Source organism: Bacillus atrophaeus (assembly GCF_039519175.1).
GTDB classification, from domain to species: domain Bacteria; phylum Bacillota; class Bacilli; order Bacillales; family Bacillaceae; genus Bacillus; species Bacillus atrophaeus.
In genome coordinates this window covers 3,470,433-3,487,398 of record NZ_CP154443.1, presented here as the reverse complement: position 1 = coordinate 3,487,398, position 16,966 = coordinate 3,470,433, and the positions used below count along the sequence as shown (strand labels likewise).

General features: G+C 35.4%; 17 protein-coding genes and 3 pseudogenes. 15 read left to right on the top strand and 5 right to left on the bottom strand.

Annotated elements, in window-relative coordinates:
• Positions 1 to 65: 65 nt before the first annotated feature.
• Both AAHT65_RS17260 and AAHT65_RS17255 read left to right on the top strand, forming a co-directional pair.
• Positions 66 to 464, top strand: coding sequence for a hypothetical protein (locus AAHT65_RS17260; protein WP_343310576.1), 399 nt, complete (start codon positions 66 to 68; stop codon positions 462 to 464).
• Between the two features lie 198 nt (positions 465 to 662).
• Positions 663 to 2,357 (top strand): hypothetical protein, encoded by a 1,695-nt coding sequence (locus AAHT65_RS17255; RefSeq protein ID WP_343310575.1) that lies wholly within the window; start codon positions 663 to 665, stop codon positions 2,355 to 2,357.
• A gap of 86 nt (positions 2,358 to 2,443) precedes the next feature.
• Here AAHT65_RS17255 and AAHT65_RS17250 read toward each other — a convergent pair whose 3' ends face one another.
• From AAHT65_RS17250 to AAHT65_RS17240, 3 genes and pseudogenes are all read right to left on the bottom strand, one after another.
• Complete coding sequence (locus AAHT65_RS17250) at positions 2,444 to 3,061, bottom strand: LysE/ArgO family amino acid transporter (RefSeq protein ID WP_088117334.1); 618 nt, start codon at positions 3,059 to 3,061, stop codon at positions 2,444 to 2,446.
• Between the two features lie 29 nt (positions 3,062 to 3,090).
• Positions 3,091 to 4,074, bottom strand: coding sequence for a fatty acid desaturase family protein (locus tag AAHT65_RS17245; protein WP_343310574.1), 984 nt, complete (start codon positions 4,072 to 4,074; stop codon positions 3,091 to 3,093).
• 279 nt (positions 4,075 to 4,353) lie between these two features.
• Positions 4,354 to 4,528, bottom strand: a pseudogene (locus AAHT65_RS17240) (hypothetical protein).
• Positions 4,529 to 4,598: 70 nt separating this feature from the next.
• Between AAHT65_RS17240 and AAHT65_RS17235 the strand changes: the two are divergent.
• The 9 genes and pseudogenes from AAHT65_RS17235 to AAHT65_RS17195 all read left to right on the top strand — a co-directional run bounded on the left by AAHT65_RS17235 (position 4,599) and on the right by AAHT65_RS17195 (position 11,669).
• Positions 4,599 to 4,849 (top strand): annotated as a pseudogene (locus AAHT65_RS17235) (hypothetical protein).
• 3 nt (positions 4,850 to 4,852) lie between these two features.
• On the top strand, positions 4,853 to 5,068 hold the full coding sequence (locus tag AAHT65_RS17230; RefSeq protein ID WP_268384239.1) for a hypothetical protein: 216 nt from the start codon (positions 4,853 to 4,855) through the stop codon (positions 5,066 to 5,068).
• Between the two features lie 11 nt (positions 5,069 to 5,079).
• Positions 5,080 to 5,211 (top strand): hypothetical protein, encoded by a 132-nt coding sequence (locus AAHT65_RS17225; protein WP_343310573.1) that lies wholly within the window; start codon positions 5,080 to 5,082, stop codon positions 5,209 to 5,211.
• Between the two features lie 414 nt (positions 5,212 to 5,625).
• A complete protein-coding gene (locus AAHT65_RS17220; RefSeq protein WP_343310572.1) occupies positions 5,626 to 6,186 on the top strand; it encodes a hypothetical protein in 561 nt (186 codons plus the stop codon).
• Between the two features lie 71 nt (positions 6,187 to 6,257).
• Positions 6,258 to 6,422, top strand: coding sequence for a hypothetical protein (locus tag AAHT65_RS17215; RefSeq protein ID WP_268384236.1), 165 nt, complete (start codon positions 6,258 to 6,260; stop codon positions 6,420 to 6,422).
• Between the two features lie 86 nt (positions 6,423 to 6,508).
• Positions 6,509 to 7,615 (top strand): DUF5677 domain-containing protein, encoded by a 1,107-nt coding sequence (locus AAHT65_RS17210; RefSeq protein ID WP_343310571.1) that lies wholly within the window; start codon positions 6,509 to 6,511, stop codon positions 7,613 to 7,615.
• A gap of 55 nt (positions 7,616 to 7,670) precedes the next feature.
• Positions 7,671 to 8,228: a hypothetical protein gene (locus AAHT65_RS17205; protein ID WP_343310570.1), complete on the top strand. Its 558-nt coding sequence runs from the start codon at positions 7,671 to 7,673 to the stop codon at positions 8,226 to 8,228.
• Positions 8,229 to 8,808: 580 nt separating this feature from the next.
• Positions 8,809 to 10,329 (top strand): FGGY-family carbohydrate kinase, encoded by a 1,521-nt coding sequence (locus tag AAHT65_RS17200; protein WP_343310569.1) that lies wholly within the window; start codon positions 8,809 to 8,811, stop codon positions 10,327 to 10,329.
• Positions 10,330 to 10,430: 101 nt separating this feature from the next.
• Positions 10,431 to 11,669, top strand: coding sequence for an RbtT/DalT/CsbX family MFS transporter (locus AAHT65_RS17195; RefSeq protein ID WP_063637799.1), 1,239 nt, complete (start codon positions 10,431 to 10,433; stop codon positions 11,667 to 11,669).
• A gap of 303 nt (positions 11,670 to 11,972) precedes the next feature.
• On the opposite strand, the gene AAHT65_RS17190 is transcribed toward AAHT65_RS17195, so the two are convergent.
• Together AAHT65_RS17190 and AAHT65_RS17185 are read right to left on the bottom strand one after the other, a co-directional pair.
• Positions 11,973 to 12,479, bottom strand: coding sequence for a DinB family protein (locus tag AAHT65_RS17190; RefSeq protein WP_343310568.1), 507 nt, complete (start codon positions 12,477 to 12,479; stop codon positions 11,973 to 11,975).
• A 252-nt stretch (positions 12,480 to 12,731) separates the two neighbouring features.
• On the bottom strand, positions 12,732 to 13,037 hold the full coding sequence (locus tag AAHT65_RS17185) for a hypothetical protein (protein WP_343310567.1): 306 nt from the start codon (positions 13,035 to 13,037) through the stop codon (positions 12,732 to 12,734).
• A 158-nt stretch (positions 13,038 to 13,195) separates the two neighbouring features.
• On the opposite strand from AAHT65_RS17185, the gene AAHT65_RS17180 reads away from it, so the two are divergent.
• From AAHT65_RS17180 to fabD, 4 genes and pseudogenes are all read left to right on the top strand, one after another.
• The gene (locus AAHT65_RS17180; RefSeq protein WP_003325840.1) at positions 13,196 to 13,912 is read left to right on the top strand and encodes a 3-ketoacyl-ACP reductase; all 717 of its coding nucleotides are present in this window, start codon (positions 13,196 to 13,198) and stop codon (positions 13,910 to 13,912) included.
• A gap of 244 nt (positions 13,913 to 14,156) precedes the next feature.
• Positions 14,157 to 14,511: pseudogene (locus tag AAHT65_RS17175) on the top strand (hypothetical protein); the annotation flags it as partial.
• A 94-nt stretch (positions 14,512 to 14,605) separates the two neighbouring features.
• Positions 14,606 to 15,238, top strand: a complete 633-nt coding sequence (locus AAHT65_RS17170) for a type 1 glutamine amidotransferase family protein (RefSeq protein ID WP_343310566.1) — start codon at positions 14,606 to 14,608, stop codon at positions 15,236 to 15,238.
• A 515-nt stretch (positions 15,239 to 15,753) separates the two neighbouring features.
• Positions 15,754 to 16,956 (top strand): ACP S-malonyltransferase, encoded by a 1,203-nt coding sequence (gene fabD / locus AAHT65_RS17165; RefSeq protein ID WP_343310565.1) that lies wholly within the window; start codon positions 15,754 to 15,756, stop codon positions 16,954 to 16,956.
• Positions 16,957 to 16,966 lie beyond the last annotated feature (10 nt).

Sequence of the window (16,966 nt, the reverse complement as noted above, 5' to 3'; positions counted from 1 at the left end):
TTAATATTTTATAATGAAAGTGGAAAGGATGCTTTGTTTTTCTGGAGGAGTATGATGAGCAACTATTGAAAAAAGGTGCACTGGTTATGCGAAAGAATCATAAAAAGAATATCTCTTTTTTGAAAGTTGAGAACCAAACTATATGGGTGCGAAACACTCCTCACACTGGAAAAGAAGATTGTTATGTAAACCAATATACTGAAGTTATTGAGCATGAGGGTGAAAAATATAGTTTCAATAAGTACCTTGGAACTTATTCCAATCTCTATTGGGTTCAGATGAAAATTAATTTAGCTTTAAAAAGATTAGTTTTGGGCAAACAACATTTAGGATATGTGCCTGAATGGTTGTCCGAAGCTTATATTATGGATGATCAAGTTAATTGCTTAGAATCATCAAAATTATTCGTATTAAAAGAACACGTTAAAAGGATAGTGGGGAAAGAAAGAATTTATATTTCTTAAATTGTTGAATTTTGAGTTGGTGAAAAAGAAGGTTTGGTGCTTCATACACGAAAATTTAACTCTCACCATCTGCATGGTATGAATTCTTAGCTTAAATGGAGTTTAGATAAGTATCGTGAGAGTGTAAATTAAATAAAATTCTTTTATCTGACTTCTTAATTAAAAAAATAATTCTTAAATAACTGGGGTGGGAGAAAAATGAAAGCGAATGAAATAGCAGGTGTTTTAGAGCAGTTTGGTCAATCTTCCTATGAAAGAGTGCTAATAGATGGTGAGTGGGGAATTGGTAAAACAAAGTATGCCGAAGATTTTACAAAAGAATATGATAAAAGCTGTTACATATCCCTATTTGGACAAAAAGATATCAAAACCATAATCCAAGAAATCTACTTTAAGCTAATAGCAAATGATGATATCGGTGGCAAAATTAAAAAAGGGTATAGGGATGTAGCAGAAAAATTAAATAAAATAGACTTTTCTATTTACGGATTTTCTCTATCCATTCCTTTACTTGGCGATATTTATAATGCTATGGAAAAAGAGTTAAGTCAAAAGGACACATATATCATTATTTTTGATGATTTAGAAAGAAAACATGAAGCACTTGGAATTAAAGAAATATTCGGTTTAATGGACAGCCTGTCGAAAATTAGAGGAATTAAAACTGTTCTAATTGCAGCAACAAAATATTTTGACACTGAAAATAAAAGAATATTCTCTGATTACAAAGAAAAAGCAATTGATCGAACGTATTTAATTGAAAGATACTCAGACAATGCTCCTGCGGAAATTCTCGGTGAGGAAGTATGGAAAACCCTTAACAATCTTACGGGATTTTTGTCTTTTAAAAATTTAAGAACATTCCAGAAGATTAAACTATTAATTTTAGAAGTAATAAATACATTGGGCTATGAGGTGTTTAGTGACAAGTTTACTAAAGAAGATGTTTTTCGAATGTGTTTTGCTACAATTGTATTTAATGTTGAACATAACGGTGAAATGATCCTAGTGGATGAGAAAATCAGAAAGTTTTCAGAAAATGAAAGTGCAAAAGTAGATTATATGTGTGCCTATATAATGAAGAACTCATTGGATAATGCCATGAGTAGAAGTGTATTATTCCACATTAAACGTTGGTATGAGACTGGGGAATATAACACGGTAAACATCATAAATGAGATAGATTTTATTAATAATTTTAATTACCAACCCATAAATCACCTTTCATCAGAAGAAGAGATTGTTAATGTGATTGAAGAATCAAAAAAGTTTTTTGAGGAACTCACTGGTGAAGAAACAATTGGAAATATAATTCAAGCAATTACTAATGGAGTGACATGGTCAGAAATTTTGTCTATTGATATTGACCTAGACAAAGAAGAGTTACTTCGGAAGATTAAGCCTAATATTGCAAAACATGTAGACATAGAAAATAACATTTTTGAAAATGATATTTCTTTATCACAGTATACCCTACAAAGCCAAGAGGTTAAAGATATAATCCAATCGATTAATCATGAAATAGTTTGCGAATATTATAATAAATTAGCAGATAAAATAAATGATTGTTTTACAAGTAAAATGTTCGGTTCTAATAACTATTTAAAAAATCTCATGGACTCAATTATTTCTATAAATCACGAGGAGGTAAGAAAAAATTTAAAGCGCAAGATAGAGGATAACCATTTCTTTTTCCCTTTGCCTAAGGGTAAAATAACCCAAGAACACTGGGATTGGTGTATTTTAAGTAAATTACTCATATTTAACATCGATAAGCATTGGGGAATTGAGGGGTATTTTGATAACTTTGTACATACTGTTAAAAATGAAGCGGGTAATTACCAAGATCGAATGTTGCAACACAGAATTAAAATTTTATTTGAAAGTAATTAGTAACTGAATAAAACTACGATTTTAAGACTCTATCCCCTTCTAAAAGAAGGGGATAGAGTCTTAAAAGAGAAATATAGTTTTGTTATTTAAAATGATTGAACTAACTGAATTGTTATGTAAACTGCTACTGCCCAAATGATTACTGCAGATACCTTATTTATAATTCTTAAAAATTTCCCATCAGAATCAATATTGCCTATTATACGTCCAAGTATAGCAAGACTAAAAAACCAAATCCAAGAAACAATTATACAGGCTGCAGTGAATGCTATTTTTTCTGAGCCCGAATAACTCAATGAGTTGGTTCCAATAACACCAACTGTATCAATAATTGCGTGAGGGTTTAATAAGGACACTGAAAGAGCAAACATAATTTGTTTTTTCATTGGCATTGCTGATTCTTTTTTGCTTAAGTTTGCTGAATCACTTTTCCAAATAGACCAGCCCATGTAAATTAAAAAAATCAATCCTACACTGAATATTATTGTTTTTAAAATTGGTATGGTCAAAACAATTAAAGATACACCTAAAACTGCAAATAATATTAGGAATGTATCGCAAAGAGATGCTGTAATGATTACGGGCAATGCGTTTCTGAATTTTAATTGGGATACCCCTTGGTTAAAAACAAAAACATTTTGAGCACCAAGGGGAAGGATTAAACCAAAAGCTAATATAATTCCATTTAGTAACGCTGCTAGCAAAATATTTACGCTCCTATTCTCTCATTTATTTACTTTCTGTTTATTAAATAGTGGCCACATATATCTTCAATTACGCTATAAAACCCTGGTAAAAAAGATTTGAAAAATCCTGTGCAATGGTGTGCTTCTTTATATTCTGGATCTTCCATTAATATTACATGTGCTTTTTTTAAGTTATAGTGAGGAATGGCTGGAAACAAATGATGTATCAAATGGTAATTATCATGATGTGGGTGTAAAAAGAATATTTGCACAGGGTTGCCAAATGTATTTCTGCTTGCATGTAGTTCGTTCTCATTTTTTAATCCTGAATGTTCAGCCATCTCTGCCCAATATCTTATTATTTGAAACGTAGTAAGTAGTGGGACAAACCAAAAAAGAATTAATTCCTTCCAAAAGCCAAAAACAATACTACATATAACAATTGATAACCAAAAAGTAAACTTTATAATTCTTTCAGAATAAGGCTCTTCTTTTGAAAAAATATTGACTCTAATTGTTCCATAAATATATTTAGGAACGTGAGTTAGTGTAAGTGGTTTTAAAATATGTTTTATGATAAATTTTTTAATACTACTTTGAGGTTTGTCGAGCCCAATTAAAGCATATCTTTTAGTATCCGGATCTTTATTGATATCCCATAAATGCCGATGATGTTGATAATGGGAATTACAATAGGCTGTATAAGAAGTGAAAACTGGAAAAGCTGCAAAAAAGCATGCCATCCATTTATTTAAAAAACGATTTTTGAATAATAAAGCATGACTAGCTTCATGCATTAAATTATCAAAAGCTCTCATTCTACTACCAATAATTATGATACTTAAAATATACATCCACCAAGAAGGGAATAGCTTTGTTATGAAAATACTTGCTATAATTAAAGACCAATCATATCCAAGAGAAAAAAAGTTGTACCAATTATTTCTTATGTGCAGTTCCCTGAGCCTTGACTTTAACTCTAGAGAAAATTTGGCTTTTTTGATCTTATGATTATGCGTATAAGAAGTCATATTCATTCCTCCCTTTGATATTCTTTTATGGTTAATATTAGGGTTTTTCTCCTTTCTTCTGTGTGATTAATTGATATTTGTAAGGGTGTCTAATAGATAGTATATATAGTTAAAACAAATTGTCAATATATTGATAATAATGAATTTATTTTAAATTTTTTGCCTATTGTTGATAATTTGTACACGATCCCTTTTTTGATGTGTTTTGATAATTAAAAACTATGTACAACAGTTATTTCCTAATGGAATGATTTAAACAAACATATACAGAGCATTATTCTAAATGCTCTTTTTTATTCCACATCGCCGACACTCGCGTAAGAATATGTCACTCATCACAGAGCTTTTGAACAAAGTGTAATCACAATTGTCACAGCGGCCGTATTTTACATCAGGATATTCTTTGTAATCATTAACGATTGTCATACCCATTTGTTTCGCATTTCTCTTCCACAAGATCACCTACATAATTTATTCAACATATTCAAGAATAGCAAATTTCGTTCGATATAGGGAGGGAAACAATGATTGGTTTAGCTTATTTTAATTATCTGGCTTGGAGTTGGATTATTGACCGGCATTAAGTTTATTTTTGTTGATCAGGTACTATGATGAAGAGTTTAAAGAACTCATGGATAAAGAAACAGCAGCAGGCATGGAAAGGAATTTGGCCAGTCTGTTCTTCAAAAATAAGCTTAATGTTATTGCCTTTTTTATGTTAATTGGTTTGCTGCCATTAGCATTGAGAATTACAAAATTATTTAGAAGAGGTTGATTTATGCCTTTGCTTGATTATTTTTATGTGCTGCAATTTGAAAACAACGAATACTTCAAATCATTTAAGTTAGATGAGAGCGGTTATTTAACCTCTAATGACCTTTATGGAGCTTCTAAAATGCAAACAATGTTAGAGGTCATTGAGGTAGCAAGTGAGCTTAAAACGAAATGTAATGTGCAATGTGAAGTAAGGGAAATTCAAGTAGTGAAACGGTAAGGGGTGTTCAGGTGTATTGGGTTGAGTGGATTGAGGACGGGGAAAAGAAAAGTATTGTTGCTGAAGGATGGATTGAATGGGCTACTATAATTGAAGACTTGTATCAGAAACGGTTTGAATATGTTGAATGGAAGCGGCTTTGAAAAGGGGTGACAAGTCATTAAAAATTTTGTTTTATTGTCCAGCTTTTTGGGGATTACGCTATCAATTATAGGGCAATTATTTGGAGTCCTAACAGATTTCTTTATTCCAGGTATTGCACGGCTTATGGGGGTATTAGCTGGACTCCTAGTATTACTTTGCTTTAAGTCAAGAAACACAGAAATGCAGACATTTATTGTGAGCTTAAGTACTGCATTAGGAATAATAGGCGCAGGGGTTTTATATCTTCCAGCAGCTATTGTCAATGTCTTAATTGGCTTCAAACTAAACAAAAAGTTAAAAGAAGAAAAACTAAGGAGCAGTTCTAAATAGGCTGCTTTTTGTTTAGCGTGACCATGGAAAATTGTAGTATAATAGTAATAAAATAATCATTTTATTTTTTGGGGGACATCATCATGAGTGATATGGAAAAAGCGATTGAAAAAGTGTTGAATTTTTTGGAGGATAAAACGAAGAGAATATTATTAGTTAGAGGATACGATCACAATGCAAAGGTAAAGGTAGTACTATCTTGTTTGAATAAAGTATTTAAAAAGGGCATTATAAGAACCAATTCTATGTCCGATATATCATCTTTTATAAATGAAGCTTTTGATTTTGAACAAGAATTTTTACCTAGAGTTGTTAAATCTACAACTACCTATAAATTAGGGAGAATGGATGTCAGAATAAATAGTTACGTGAGCAATACAAAATCAAACCCAACAGGCAATGAAGGTACTTTCACTTTATTTTATCCTGTTCAAACTGTACTAGATAACTCAAAAAGGTATGTCAACTTTTTGGATGATGTTAAAAATATGGAATCAAATAAAATAATATTAATTACAAGGAATGAATGGAGTATAAAAAATTGGGATATTGAAAATCACGTTGATGAAGTGTTCTTTTATGAAGTTGAAAATGATAATCCCCAGCTCATGAGTAATTTAAAAAATAACGGCGCCATTAAATAATTAATTAAATTAGTCACAAATAATCAAAATTCACAGTTGCTTGGCTTTACCTTTGAAAGGGATCGAGTAAGATGGATAAGAAAAAGGATGAAATACAAAGAAAATACAGAGAACAAATGCGGGAGAAGACTGAACGAGAAAAAGAAGATGCAAGTTCACATACTTTTGAGGTTGTTATTGTACTAGCAATCATTATTTTGGTGTTTTTCTTTAATTCGGTATTCAAGGCTTTTTAGATAAAAGAATCCTTTTATTTAAAGCATACCTAATGGGTAAGGTAATTTACAATACCAAGAAACTTTTGATTTCGGGGTGAAAAAATATGGATACTTATCAAAAAATGCTCGATGAAGCAATAATGAAAATTTTAAAAGAAGAGGATGAAAAAGGAAAGGAATTAGATAAAGAAAAACTAAACAAAAGAATTATTGATCTTACTAAAGAGGCTCCATCAAGTATTTCTAAACATGTATATGAAAGTTTAAAAGCCGATATGGCTAGAATGTATTCTGAAGAAGAAGATATTGCAAATGAATTTAAATCACGTTTACATCAACGTTGGTATGAAGGATTTTTAATATTACAAGGTATTATAAAGGTCTGTGAAGAAATATCAATAGATTTGCTTGATAGGCATCATGAAAAAGAGCATGTTGATGAAAAAAGCAAACTGATTTTAAGTGTTCTTTTTAAATTGCATTCCAAAAGTATACAAGCCGGTAAAGAAGTTTTGGTTTTGTTAAAATCAGGTTATTCAGATGGTGCTATGGCTAGGTGGAGAAGTCTACATGAATTAAATGTTATTTTCAAAGCCTTATCCTATAAATTTAAGGATATAGAATTTACTCATGATTTGGTAAGTAGATTTCTTGATTATAGTGAAATAGAAAGAATTAAAGAAATCTATACATATAAAAAAGCAACTAATGTTCTTAATTTAAATCCAATTACACAAGAAGAAGAAAAAGAATATAAAGCAAAAAAAGAAAGTATTTTAAAGAAATACGGTAAAGAATTTGAAAAACCAAATAATTGGGCTAGACCTTTGTTTTCTAATATAAATAACAGACCTCTATATTTTTCAGATTTTGAAAAACTTGTTGGGATAGGCCGATTAACTCCCTACTATAAGCAAGCCAATTATCAAATTCACGCTAGCCCAAAAGGAATATTTCAAAGTCTTTCTATGGTATCTACTGTGAATCAACAATCCTTTTATCTTTTTGGAGGATCAAACTATGGTTTATCTTTACCTGGACAACTTACAGGTATATCACTAAGTCAGATTACTACAAGTCTTGTTTTATTAGAACCTAACCTTGATAGTCTAGTCATAGCAACAACATTGCAAAAAATGGTAGATGACTGTATTTCAACTCTTAATGAGATACAAGTACAACTAACAAGAGAAGAAAATGAAAATTTTTAAAGGTTAAAAATAAAATAATTGTTTTATTTGATAAGAAAAAGAGGAGAGACCTTGTTTGTTTTCAAAAAAACTTAAAACAGAGAACCAATTATTAAATAATCGCATTCAAGAATTAACAAATATCCAAGCTACTTTGGAAGAGTGTCTTTTTCAGAAAACAAATGCACTTGAGAATATAATTACTATATTAAATGATGGGAATACAATTAAAGCAATTACGAAGGACAAGGATGAAAAAGATGTAATTGTTTTTTATTCTTTCCGGCATGGAATTATTAAGGGGCTTGATGTAAAAGTATATTACTTAGATTATCCAATCACAAATGACTCATTTTTAGTTAAAATTTTAACCGAGGTTGATGAGGATAAAATTTATATTGTTGACATTTTTTCAAATGAAGTATCTAGAGGGCATGGAACGCTTGCAGTAAATACGCTAAAAAAAATTGCTGAAGAAATCGAATTAAAAATTTCTGGTTGGATTTCGCCTGTTGATTTTGATCACCATGATAGGTTGATCTATTTTTATAAAAAGAATGGATTTGAAGTGGACTATAATCAACAAGCTAAGTCTGGACGAGTTGTTTGCAACATTAGTGATAATGACGATTAGGCATCTTTCAATTTCAGATGCCTTTTGAATAAAATAAGAATTTTAAAAGAAAGTGAAATTATAGCATAGGCTAAACACTACCAAATTCCATCAACAGGGGAATTAAAAACTGTAGATGAAATGACAGTTGGTTCGGGAGCTACGTGAGGTTAAAAAGTCTCTCAAGGAAATAGAGTGCACGAATTGTTCAGTCAAGTATGGACTCGTAATTTGCAAGTTTATCAATGGAGTAACGAAACGGGACTTCATAGCGAAATATCATTTTGACATTCTCCCAAACACTAATCAAGTTATAATAAATTCACCTGCTAGAGTCGCATTTTGCGATGTCAGGTGTTAGAACGGGGGAGTTAAAGTCCTGTCTTAATTAAAAAGGTAACAGAATCAATGTTACTCAAGAAAACTGAAAATAATTAAAATTAAAATTAGAGGAACTATTGAATAAACAATCTAATGGTGGTATTATCTGTCCAAGATTAAGCTGAGTAAACACGTAAGAATAGTATATGTATGTGTTATTGAGTGTTAAATAGTTTGTTACTTTTTCGTTACTTTTTATTTAAGTGGAGGTTGAGAGAATTTGGGTAAAAACAAAGGAAACCTTTATAAAACAAGGGTTAAAGAGGATGGACAAAAAGGATATCTCGTATTTGATATCGGAACAGGAAATGCAAGAGTTGCGATTGTCGGGGTCTCAGGTAAGGTTCATCGAATTGAGCGTGAGGATATTGAATATATAACAGAGCCTCTTTACCCGGACAGCCGTTATTTTTCTCCGCAGGTATTATGGGAACAAGTGTCAGGCTTAGCGAAGCGGGCTCTTGCTCATAGCAAAGCTATAGACATTATTGGCATCACTTCAACCAGCCAAAGGCAGGGAATTGTTCTGATTGATAAAAAAGGAACATCATTCCTCGGGCTTCCTAACATTGACAATCGGGGACGGGAGTGGGAAGAAGAGATTGAGCTGAAAGAAGAGGTTTACCGCCGCACCGGACGGCTTCCGACAGCGCTCTTTTCAGCACTGAAGCTTTATGGGTTAAAACAAAGGCAACCTTCTTTGTGGAAACAAGTCAGTCAATTTACGAGCATCAGCGATTGGATAACGTATAAGCTGACCGGGATCTTGACATACGAGCCGTCGCAAGCAACGGAAACGCTTCTCTTTGATGTAAATCAAAATATATGGTCAGAAGAGCTGTGCGGCATATTCGGCTTTTCACCATCCATCTTGCCGAGGCTGGTGAGAGCAGGCACAGCAATTGGAGAGGTTGATGCACAGCTTGCAAATGAATGGGGGCTTTCGGGAAGTGTGCCTGTCATTGCTGGGGGCGGTGATACACAACTGGCTGTTAAGAGCACGGACGCCGTGCCGGAAGATATCGTCATTGTATCAGGCACAACGACTCCTATTATCAAAATCATCCAAGACATTCAAGAAGACGGGCAAAAGCAGGTCTGGCTGAATTGTCATACGGATAAGGGGCAGTGGCTTGTTGAAACGAATCCCGGAATCACCGGACTGAATTATCAAAAATTAAAAACCATTTTCTATCCTAATGAAGGATATGACGTCATTGAAAAAGAAATCTCTTTGCTTTCTCAGGAAGACAGAGTTTGTGTATCAGCTCTCGGATCATATTTATCGACAGAGAAAAACGCGCTTACTAAAGGCGGTTTTATATTTGATGCACCGCTTTCATCTCAATTAAGAAGAGCGCATTTTGTTCGGGCGGCTTTAAAAGAAATTGCGTATTCGATTAAGTGGAATTACGACATTTTAACAGAGGTAAGCGCCACAAGCCGAGATTATGTATGGGCGTGCGGCGGAGGATTTCAAAGCGATGCCCTGACCCAATATATTGCTAATCTGCTTCAGAAAAAAGTATATGTCAAAGAAGGTTTCAGTCAGGCCTCCGTTGTTGGAGCCGCAGTCATTTGCAATCAAGCTCTCGGCATAAAAGATTCATTCTCAAATATGGTCAAGGTGATTGAGCCGACTGACTTTCAAGAAGAAACTGATCTATATGAAGAATGGAAGAAAACACAGCACTTTTTTTCTGATTTTTCCATCTCTTCTGAAAAAGGAGTGCTGGTATAAAGCCCAAAGACAGGTTCAGCCGTCCTTAAGGTTATATACATTTCTTTACTTTAATAAGTTAATTCGATCCATTACTTAAGCATCTATGGGAGGAAACAGATTTGTTACAAAAAATCGGAATACCAAAGCAGCTTGGCTGGGGATTTTTAGGTGTGCTTATCTTTATGATGGGAGACGGTCTTGAACAGGGCTGGCTCAGTCCTTTTTTGATTGAAAACGGGCTCACTGTGCAGCAGTCTGCATCTATTTTTACGGTGTACGGCATTTCGCTCGCCATCGCTTCATGGTTTTCAGGTGTATGCCTTGAAGCCTTTGGCGCGAAACGTACAATGTTTATGGGCTTATTATTTTATATCATCGGAACTGCCGGGTTTATCGCCTTTGGATTCGAGCAATTAAACCTGCCTGTCATGTATATCACATACGTTATTAAAGGGTTAGGATACCCGCTGTTTGCTTATTCTTTCCTGACATGGGTCATCTACCGCACGCCTCAAAAGAAACTCAGCACGGCGGTCGGCTGGTTCTGGATTGCCTATTGTTGCGGGATGTTTGTCTTTGGAGCTTGGTATTCAAGCTATGCCATTAAGGCGTTTGGCTACATTAACACGCTTTGGAGCTCTATTTTCTGGGTATGCCTAGGTGCGTTTTTCGCCTTAGTCATGAACCGTGACCGCTTTGAAAAGAAAAAAGTAAGCAAAGAAGATACAGCAAACGAGCTGTTAAAAGGCGTTACGATTTTAGTGAAAAACCCTCGTGTTTTGACAGGGGGAGTCATCCGCATCATTAACAGCATAGGCACTTACGGATTTCCGGTTTTTCTACCTATGCATATGGCCCAGCATGGCATATCAACAAATGTTTGGCTGCAAATTTGGGGAACAATTTTTCTTGGCAATATTTTATTTAATCTTATTTTTGGAATAATCGGTGATAAATTCGGCTGGAAAAATACCGTCATTTGGTTCGGCGGAGTCGGCTGCGGGATTTTCACTGTGCTTTTGTACTATACACCTGTTCTCTTCAGCGGAAACTTGCTTATCGTCAGCATTGTAGGCTTTATCTGGGGCGGACTGCTCGCCGGCTATGTGCCGATTGGCGCTATTGTTCCGACGGTAGCTGGAAAAGACAAGGGAGCTGCCATGTCTGTTTTGAATTTGGCTGCAGGCTTATCAGCGTTTGTCGGCCCGGCACTGGCTTGGATGTTTATCGGGCTTGTCGGCGCGGAGGGAGTTGTATGGATCTTCGCTGCGCTCTATTTCGCTAGCGCTGTTATGACAAAATTCATTCAAGTGCCTGAGGAAAAAGCTATAAAAGCGGCTCCGGAGTACGCGTCTTAGTTTGAGTTAAGATGCCCCTTTTAACGGGGGCATCTTTTTATTTGGACGTAAAGAAATAAAATGATGAGTCTGCTCTCTTAAAAGATGTCTGATTTGCGACGAAATCCCGCTGGGAGTTTGCCCAGCAGGATGAGAAGAACATGCTTTGAGAGGTTCTCAGCTCGTTCTGAAACATAGGACTGAAGGAAAGTGAAACTGCTGACAGGCGTACGGCAGCCCGTATCATTTTGCTGTTGTCATAAAAATAAGTTATTTTATGACTGAGATGGTATGTAAGTTTTGTTACGGGGTCCTCAGTTACTCTCACTTTGTTTTTAAATATAAATAAACACCATAATCTGTCGGGGCAGAAGCGTAGCCAATTTGTCTTAACATAGCTGCAATATTACCGCGGTGATATGTTCCGTGATTCACAACATGGGGCACTAGTTCGGACACACTAGTTTTCAAGTCGCCAGAAGGATTCTCAATAACAAGAGGTTTATCTATATGTTCGTCTTGATGAAGGAACGATTTATATCGTTCTGATAATTCAAAAAACATCGTTTCCATTTCTTCTATTTCTTTTAACTGAGTTTGTTCTTTTAGTTGTTCAGCTAACATCAGTGATTGGTTCAGACTTTTACCAGAAAATACTTCTATCCAGCCAAGATCAGAAAGATAAACATGAGCCAAAACATGAGCTATAGACGGAAACACACTTTGAATTTTTTTACGATAAACATCCTTTGGAAGCTCTTTTAGCCGATTGAAAATTTGTTGATTTGCCCATCTGTTGTATTCGAATAACTGTAATTCGAGATGTGCCATTTAAAATTCCTCCTTTTCATGTTTAATATCACTTATACATAATTATATACGAACTTATGTTCCTTGGGAAGGGTTTTAATAAAAACGGCAGGTTGCCCTTGATTTGAAAAAAACGTGTCACTTTCCGAAGGTAAATGGTTCGTGTGTCAAGAAATGTCGTTTAGCGATCACTGTCTTTGAGCAGTTCTGATCTGTCAGAAAAAGCTATCTCATTGTCAAATTGTGTACCTAACAATGGGATAGCTTTTTGTATTACAGTGTATTTGATTTTTTTGCATTTTTTAGTTCATTTACAGAACGAGGAACTTCTTTTATTTCAGCTGCCGTTTTTTGAAATGTCGTTTTTTTGTACTGAAAATCAATCTGAATCAAAGCTTGGTGATGAGAAAGCTTTTGCGTTTTGGTTTTCAATTCTTCTACATCTTTTTGCATAGAGCCGATCATCACGGTGATATGCTCCAATATCGGATCCATTTTCTTCTTGCTATTCATAACAGAAATCCCTAAAAAAATAACGGAAATCAGTAAAAGTGCAATACTTGCATATACGATAAGCATCACATCACTCCTTTCTTCAACTATATTATTTTTATTATTACCCTTGAATGAAAGGTAATAATCCATATGAAGAGCCGTGGGCACATTATTTGCGAATTGCTGAGGTTCTGCTTATAATGTGGTATCGTACATATGTAAACAAAGAAAGGGTGCTTCAATTGCAAAGTTTACAAAACAAAACGGCTCTTATCACAGGCGGAGGCAGAGGAATCGGACGCGCAACAGCGCTTGCCCTTGCCAAAGAAGGAGTTAACATCGGGTTGATCGGACGTACTGCCGGCAATGTGGAAAAGGTTGCTGAAGAGGTAAAAGCCCTTGGAGTGAAGGCTTTTTATGCGACTGCTGATGTAAAAGAGGCAGCAGAGGCTGAGCAAGCGGTGGCATCTATTAAAAAAGAACTCGGTTCTATTGATATCCTCATTAATAATGCCGGAATCAGTAAATTCGGAGGCTTTTTAGAGCTGACGCCTGATGAATGGGAAAACATCATTCAAGTGAACCTGATGGGAGTATATCATGTGACACGTGCTGTTCTTCCTGAAATGATTGAACGAAAAACAGGGGATATTATTAATATTTCCTCTACTGCCGGCCAAAAAGGAGCGCCTGCCACAAGTGCGTACAGCGCTTCTAAGTTTGCAGTTCTCGGACTGACGGAATCTCTCATGCAAGAAGTGAGAAAACATAATATCAGAGTAAGTGCTTTAACGCCAAGCACAGTTGCGAGTGACATGTCCATTGATTTGAATTTAACGGACGGCAATCCCGAAAAGGTTATGCAGCCTGAAGACTTGGCAGAATATATGGTGGCTCAATTGAAATTGAATCCCCGTATTTTTATTAAAACTGCAGGTTTATGGTCGACAAATCCGTAAAATACATGAAGGCCCGTCTATTGACGGGCTTTTTTATTTGAATTGAATCCGAACCGGAAGATGTTTTACGCCAAACATAAACGGACTTGGAATTGCTTCTAGCGGCTGGCCGTCATCAGAAGCCATTTCGATAGAATCTGACAATGCCAGTAAAGCAGAGAGCGCCGTTTACTATCATGGGAAAATGAATGCAAATATTGACACAACGCTTTTTGGACCGGATGGATAAGTTACCAGAAACCGATTTTATGAGAATGAAAACAGTGATTCTAAATACTTATTTCACGTTGCTATTTTTGCAGAAGAAGCCGGATATTATGGAGATGAAGCACTAAATAGGGCTATTTCAAAGCTAAGCAAATATTCAAATCAAGAGCAGGAAAACAAAGATAAACCAACATTTAATCAGCCTTGAAGTAATAAGTCAATTAAGTTCCCTCTCTATGGAATCTTTCTTAAAGGAGTTGGAGCAGGCGCTTCTTGAAAAAAATATGATACATACTTATGTACCTTATTTACTTTTATCGTACTGTAAAAGTATTCAAGTTACTGAGCCAATAAGCCTTAAGAAGAGACTTATTGAAGTTCTGTCGGAATGAATAAAGTCATCAAGTATGATTACTTCCCTGACATTAGCTGTCAGGAAAGTTATATTATAATAGGCTATATCAATTGTGATTGGAGTGTTATTGGATGCAAACAAAAAAAGTTTATCTTTATGTATTTCATACAATGTCAGACTGGGAATATGGATATTTAATTGCTGAACTAAATTCGGGAAGATATTTCAAAAAAGATGCAGCACCTTTAAAAGTAGTTACAGTAGGAGCTAATAAAGAAATGATTACTACGATGGGAGGGTTGAATATAAAACCAGACATTCCCCTTGATGAGTGTAATCTTGAGAGTAAAGATCTTTTAATTTTACCTGGAGGGAATACTTGGGGAGAAGATATTCATCAGCCTATCTTGAAAAAAGTTGGCGAAGCTTTAGAGCTTGGCACTATTGTAGCTGCAATTTGCGGTGCAACAGAGGGACTGGCGAATATGGGGTACCTAGACTCTAGAAAGCATACTAGCAATAACTTAGAGTATATTAAAATGGTCTGTCCTCATTATAAAGGAGAAACATTTTATGAGACGGGACCTGCGGTATCTGGTGAGAATTTGGTTACTGCCTCAGGAGTAGCTCCTCTGGAATTTGCGATGGAAGTACTGAAAAAATTAGATGTATTTGCACCAGATACATTGCATTCATGGTATAACCTAAATAAGACTCATCAACCTGAATACTTCTTCCAGTTAATGAATTCAATAAATAGCTGAGCTAAAAAAATCAACTTAGCAGTTTTATATTAGTTTAAATAATTACCATGCTTTAGACGGTGTTCAAAGTGTGTTTTTTGTATATAGCTTAAGAATGTTTATGCAAGAAAAAAACTTACAAAGCAATCCTGAAGTTGTTATAAATAGAACTGGTAACTAAATCATTTTTTAATCTTATTGAACAACGGAGCCTAATTTTTCAGCATCAAATTGAGAAATTAGGCTTTTTAATGTTGAAAATTTTCTTAACGTTGTAAATTCGCATTTGCCGTACCCCCATCAGGCCTATCGTTTTTAGCGGAAAGTGAAATACGATTAACATGGCAGAAGACTGATTTTTCGGTTTTGGCACTATATTTTATTTTATGGATAGATGGTATCTAGTCGCTTGCAAAAACGAATATAACTCCTCCAAAAGTCTTCTATACAGGGTTGCTATAATTATGATATGGTGTTATATAAAGTAATATTTTGTATTATTATGGATATTTTTGCGATGGGATTGGAGGGAGCTAATGAACAGTCTTGCCTTTTTATTTCCTGGACAAGGTTCTCAATTTGTAGGGATGGGTAAAAGTTTTTGGAATGATTTTGTGCTCGCGAAGAGATTATTTGAAGAGGCGAGCGATGCCATCTCCATGGATGTAAAAAAGCTGTGTTTTGACGGAGATATAAAAGAATTGACTAAGACGATGAATGCGCAGCCCGCCATTTTAACGGTCAGTGTCATTGCTTTTCAAGTGTATATACAAGAAATAGGAGTTAAACCGCACTTTCTGGCAGGTCATAGCTTAGGAGAATATTCAGCTCTTGTCTGTGCCGGCGCTCTTTCTTTTCAAGATGCCATTAAGCTTGTAAGGCAGCGGGGAGTTCTCATGCAAAATGCAGATCCCCAGCAGCTGGGAACGATGGCCGCAGTAACTCAGATCGATCTCCAAACATTGCAAGACATATGTTCAGAAATGTCGACGGAAGACTTTCCGGCAGGCGTAGCTTGCATGAATTCAGATCAGCAGCATGTGATCTCCGGACATCGGAAAGCTGTGGAACGTGTCATCAAGATAGCGGAGGAACGGGGGGCTAAGCACACTTATTTGAACGTCAGCGCTCCTTTTCATAGTTCGATGATGCAATCAGCATCCGAACAATTCCAGGCTGCATTACATCAGTATACCTTCCAGGATGCTGCATGGCCCATCATTTCGAATGTCACAGCGAGGCCGTACCGCAATGGAAATTCGGTCGGGGAACATTTGCAACAGCACATGACGAGCCCGGTAAGATGGGCAGAATCAATTCATTACTTGCTTTTACATGGGGTCACGGAAGTCATCGAAATGGGTCCCAAGAACGTCTTGGTCAGTCTGTTGAAAAAAATAACAAATCATATTGCAGCTTATTCTTTAGGTCAAACATCTGACGTTCATTACCTTTCCAATTCGGCGGAAAGACATAAAAATGTTGTCCATTTACGCAAGAAGCAGCTGCATAAAATGATGATTCAATCCATCATTGCGCGAAATTATAACAAAGATGCATTGGCCTATTCCAATCTGGCGACGCCATTATTTGCGCAGTTACAACTGCTCAAAGAGAGAATGGAAAGAAACGAACACGAACTTTCAGAAGAAGAGCTCGATCATTCGATCCATTTATGTCAATTCATTTTTGAGGCTAAACAAATTCCGGCTATGGAACAATTGCGGATTTTAAAATAAAGCTGCTTTG

Coding starts and splice junctions, on each gene's coding strand:
- AAHT65_RS17255 (WP_343310575.1), top strand. CDS start 663: ATGAAAGCGAATGAAATAGCAGGTGTTTTAGAGCAGTTTGGTCAATCT.
- AAHT65_RS17245 (WP_343310574.1), bottom strand. CDS start 4,074: ATGACTTCTTATACGCATAATCATAAGATCAAAAAAGCCAAATTTTCT.
- AAHT65_RS17230 (WP_268384239.1), top strand. CDS start 4,853: ATGCCTTTGCTTGATTATTTTTATGTGCTGCAATTTGAAAACAACGAA.
- AAHT65_RS17220 (WP_343310572.1), top strand. CDS start 5,626: ATGAGTGATATGGAAAAAGCGATTGAAAAAGTGTTGAATTTTTTGGAG.
- AAHT65_RS17215 (WP_268384236.1), top strand. CDS start 6,258: ATGGATAAGAAAAAGGATGAAATACAAAGAAAATACAGAGAACAAATG.
- AAHT65_RS17210 (WP_343310571.1), top strand. CDS start 6,509: ATGGATACTTATCAAAAAATGCTCGATGAAGCAATAATGAAAATTTTA.
- AAHT65_RS17190 (WP_343310568.1), bottom strand. CDS start 12,479: ATGGCACATCTCGAATTACAGTTATTCGAATACAACAGATGGGCAAAT.
- AAHT65_RS17185 (WP_343310567.1), bottom strand. CDS start 13,037: ATGCTTATCGTATATGCAAGTATTGCACTTTTACTGATTTCCGTTATT.
- AAHT65_RS17170 (WP_343310566.1), top strand. CDS start 14,606: ATGCAAACAAAAAAAGTTTATCTTTATGTATTTCATACAATGTCAGAC.
- fabD (WP_343310565.1), top strand. CDS start 15,754: ATGAACAGTCTTGCCTTTTTATTTCCTGGACAAGGTTCTCAATTTGTA.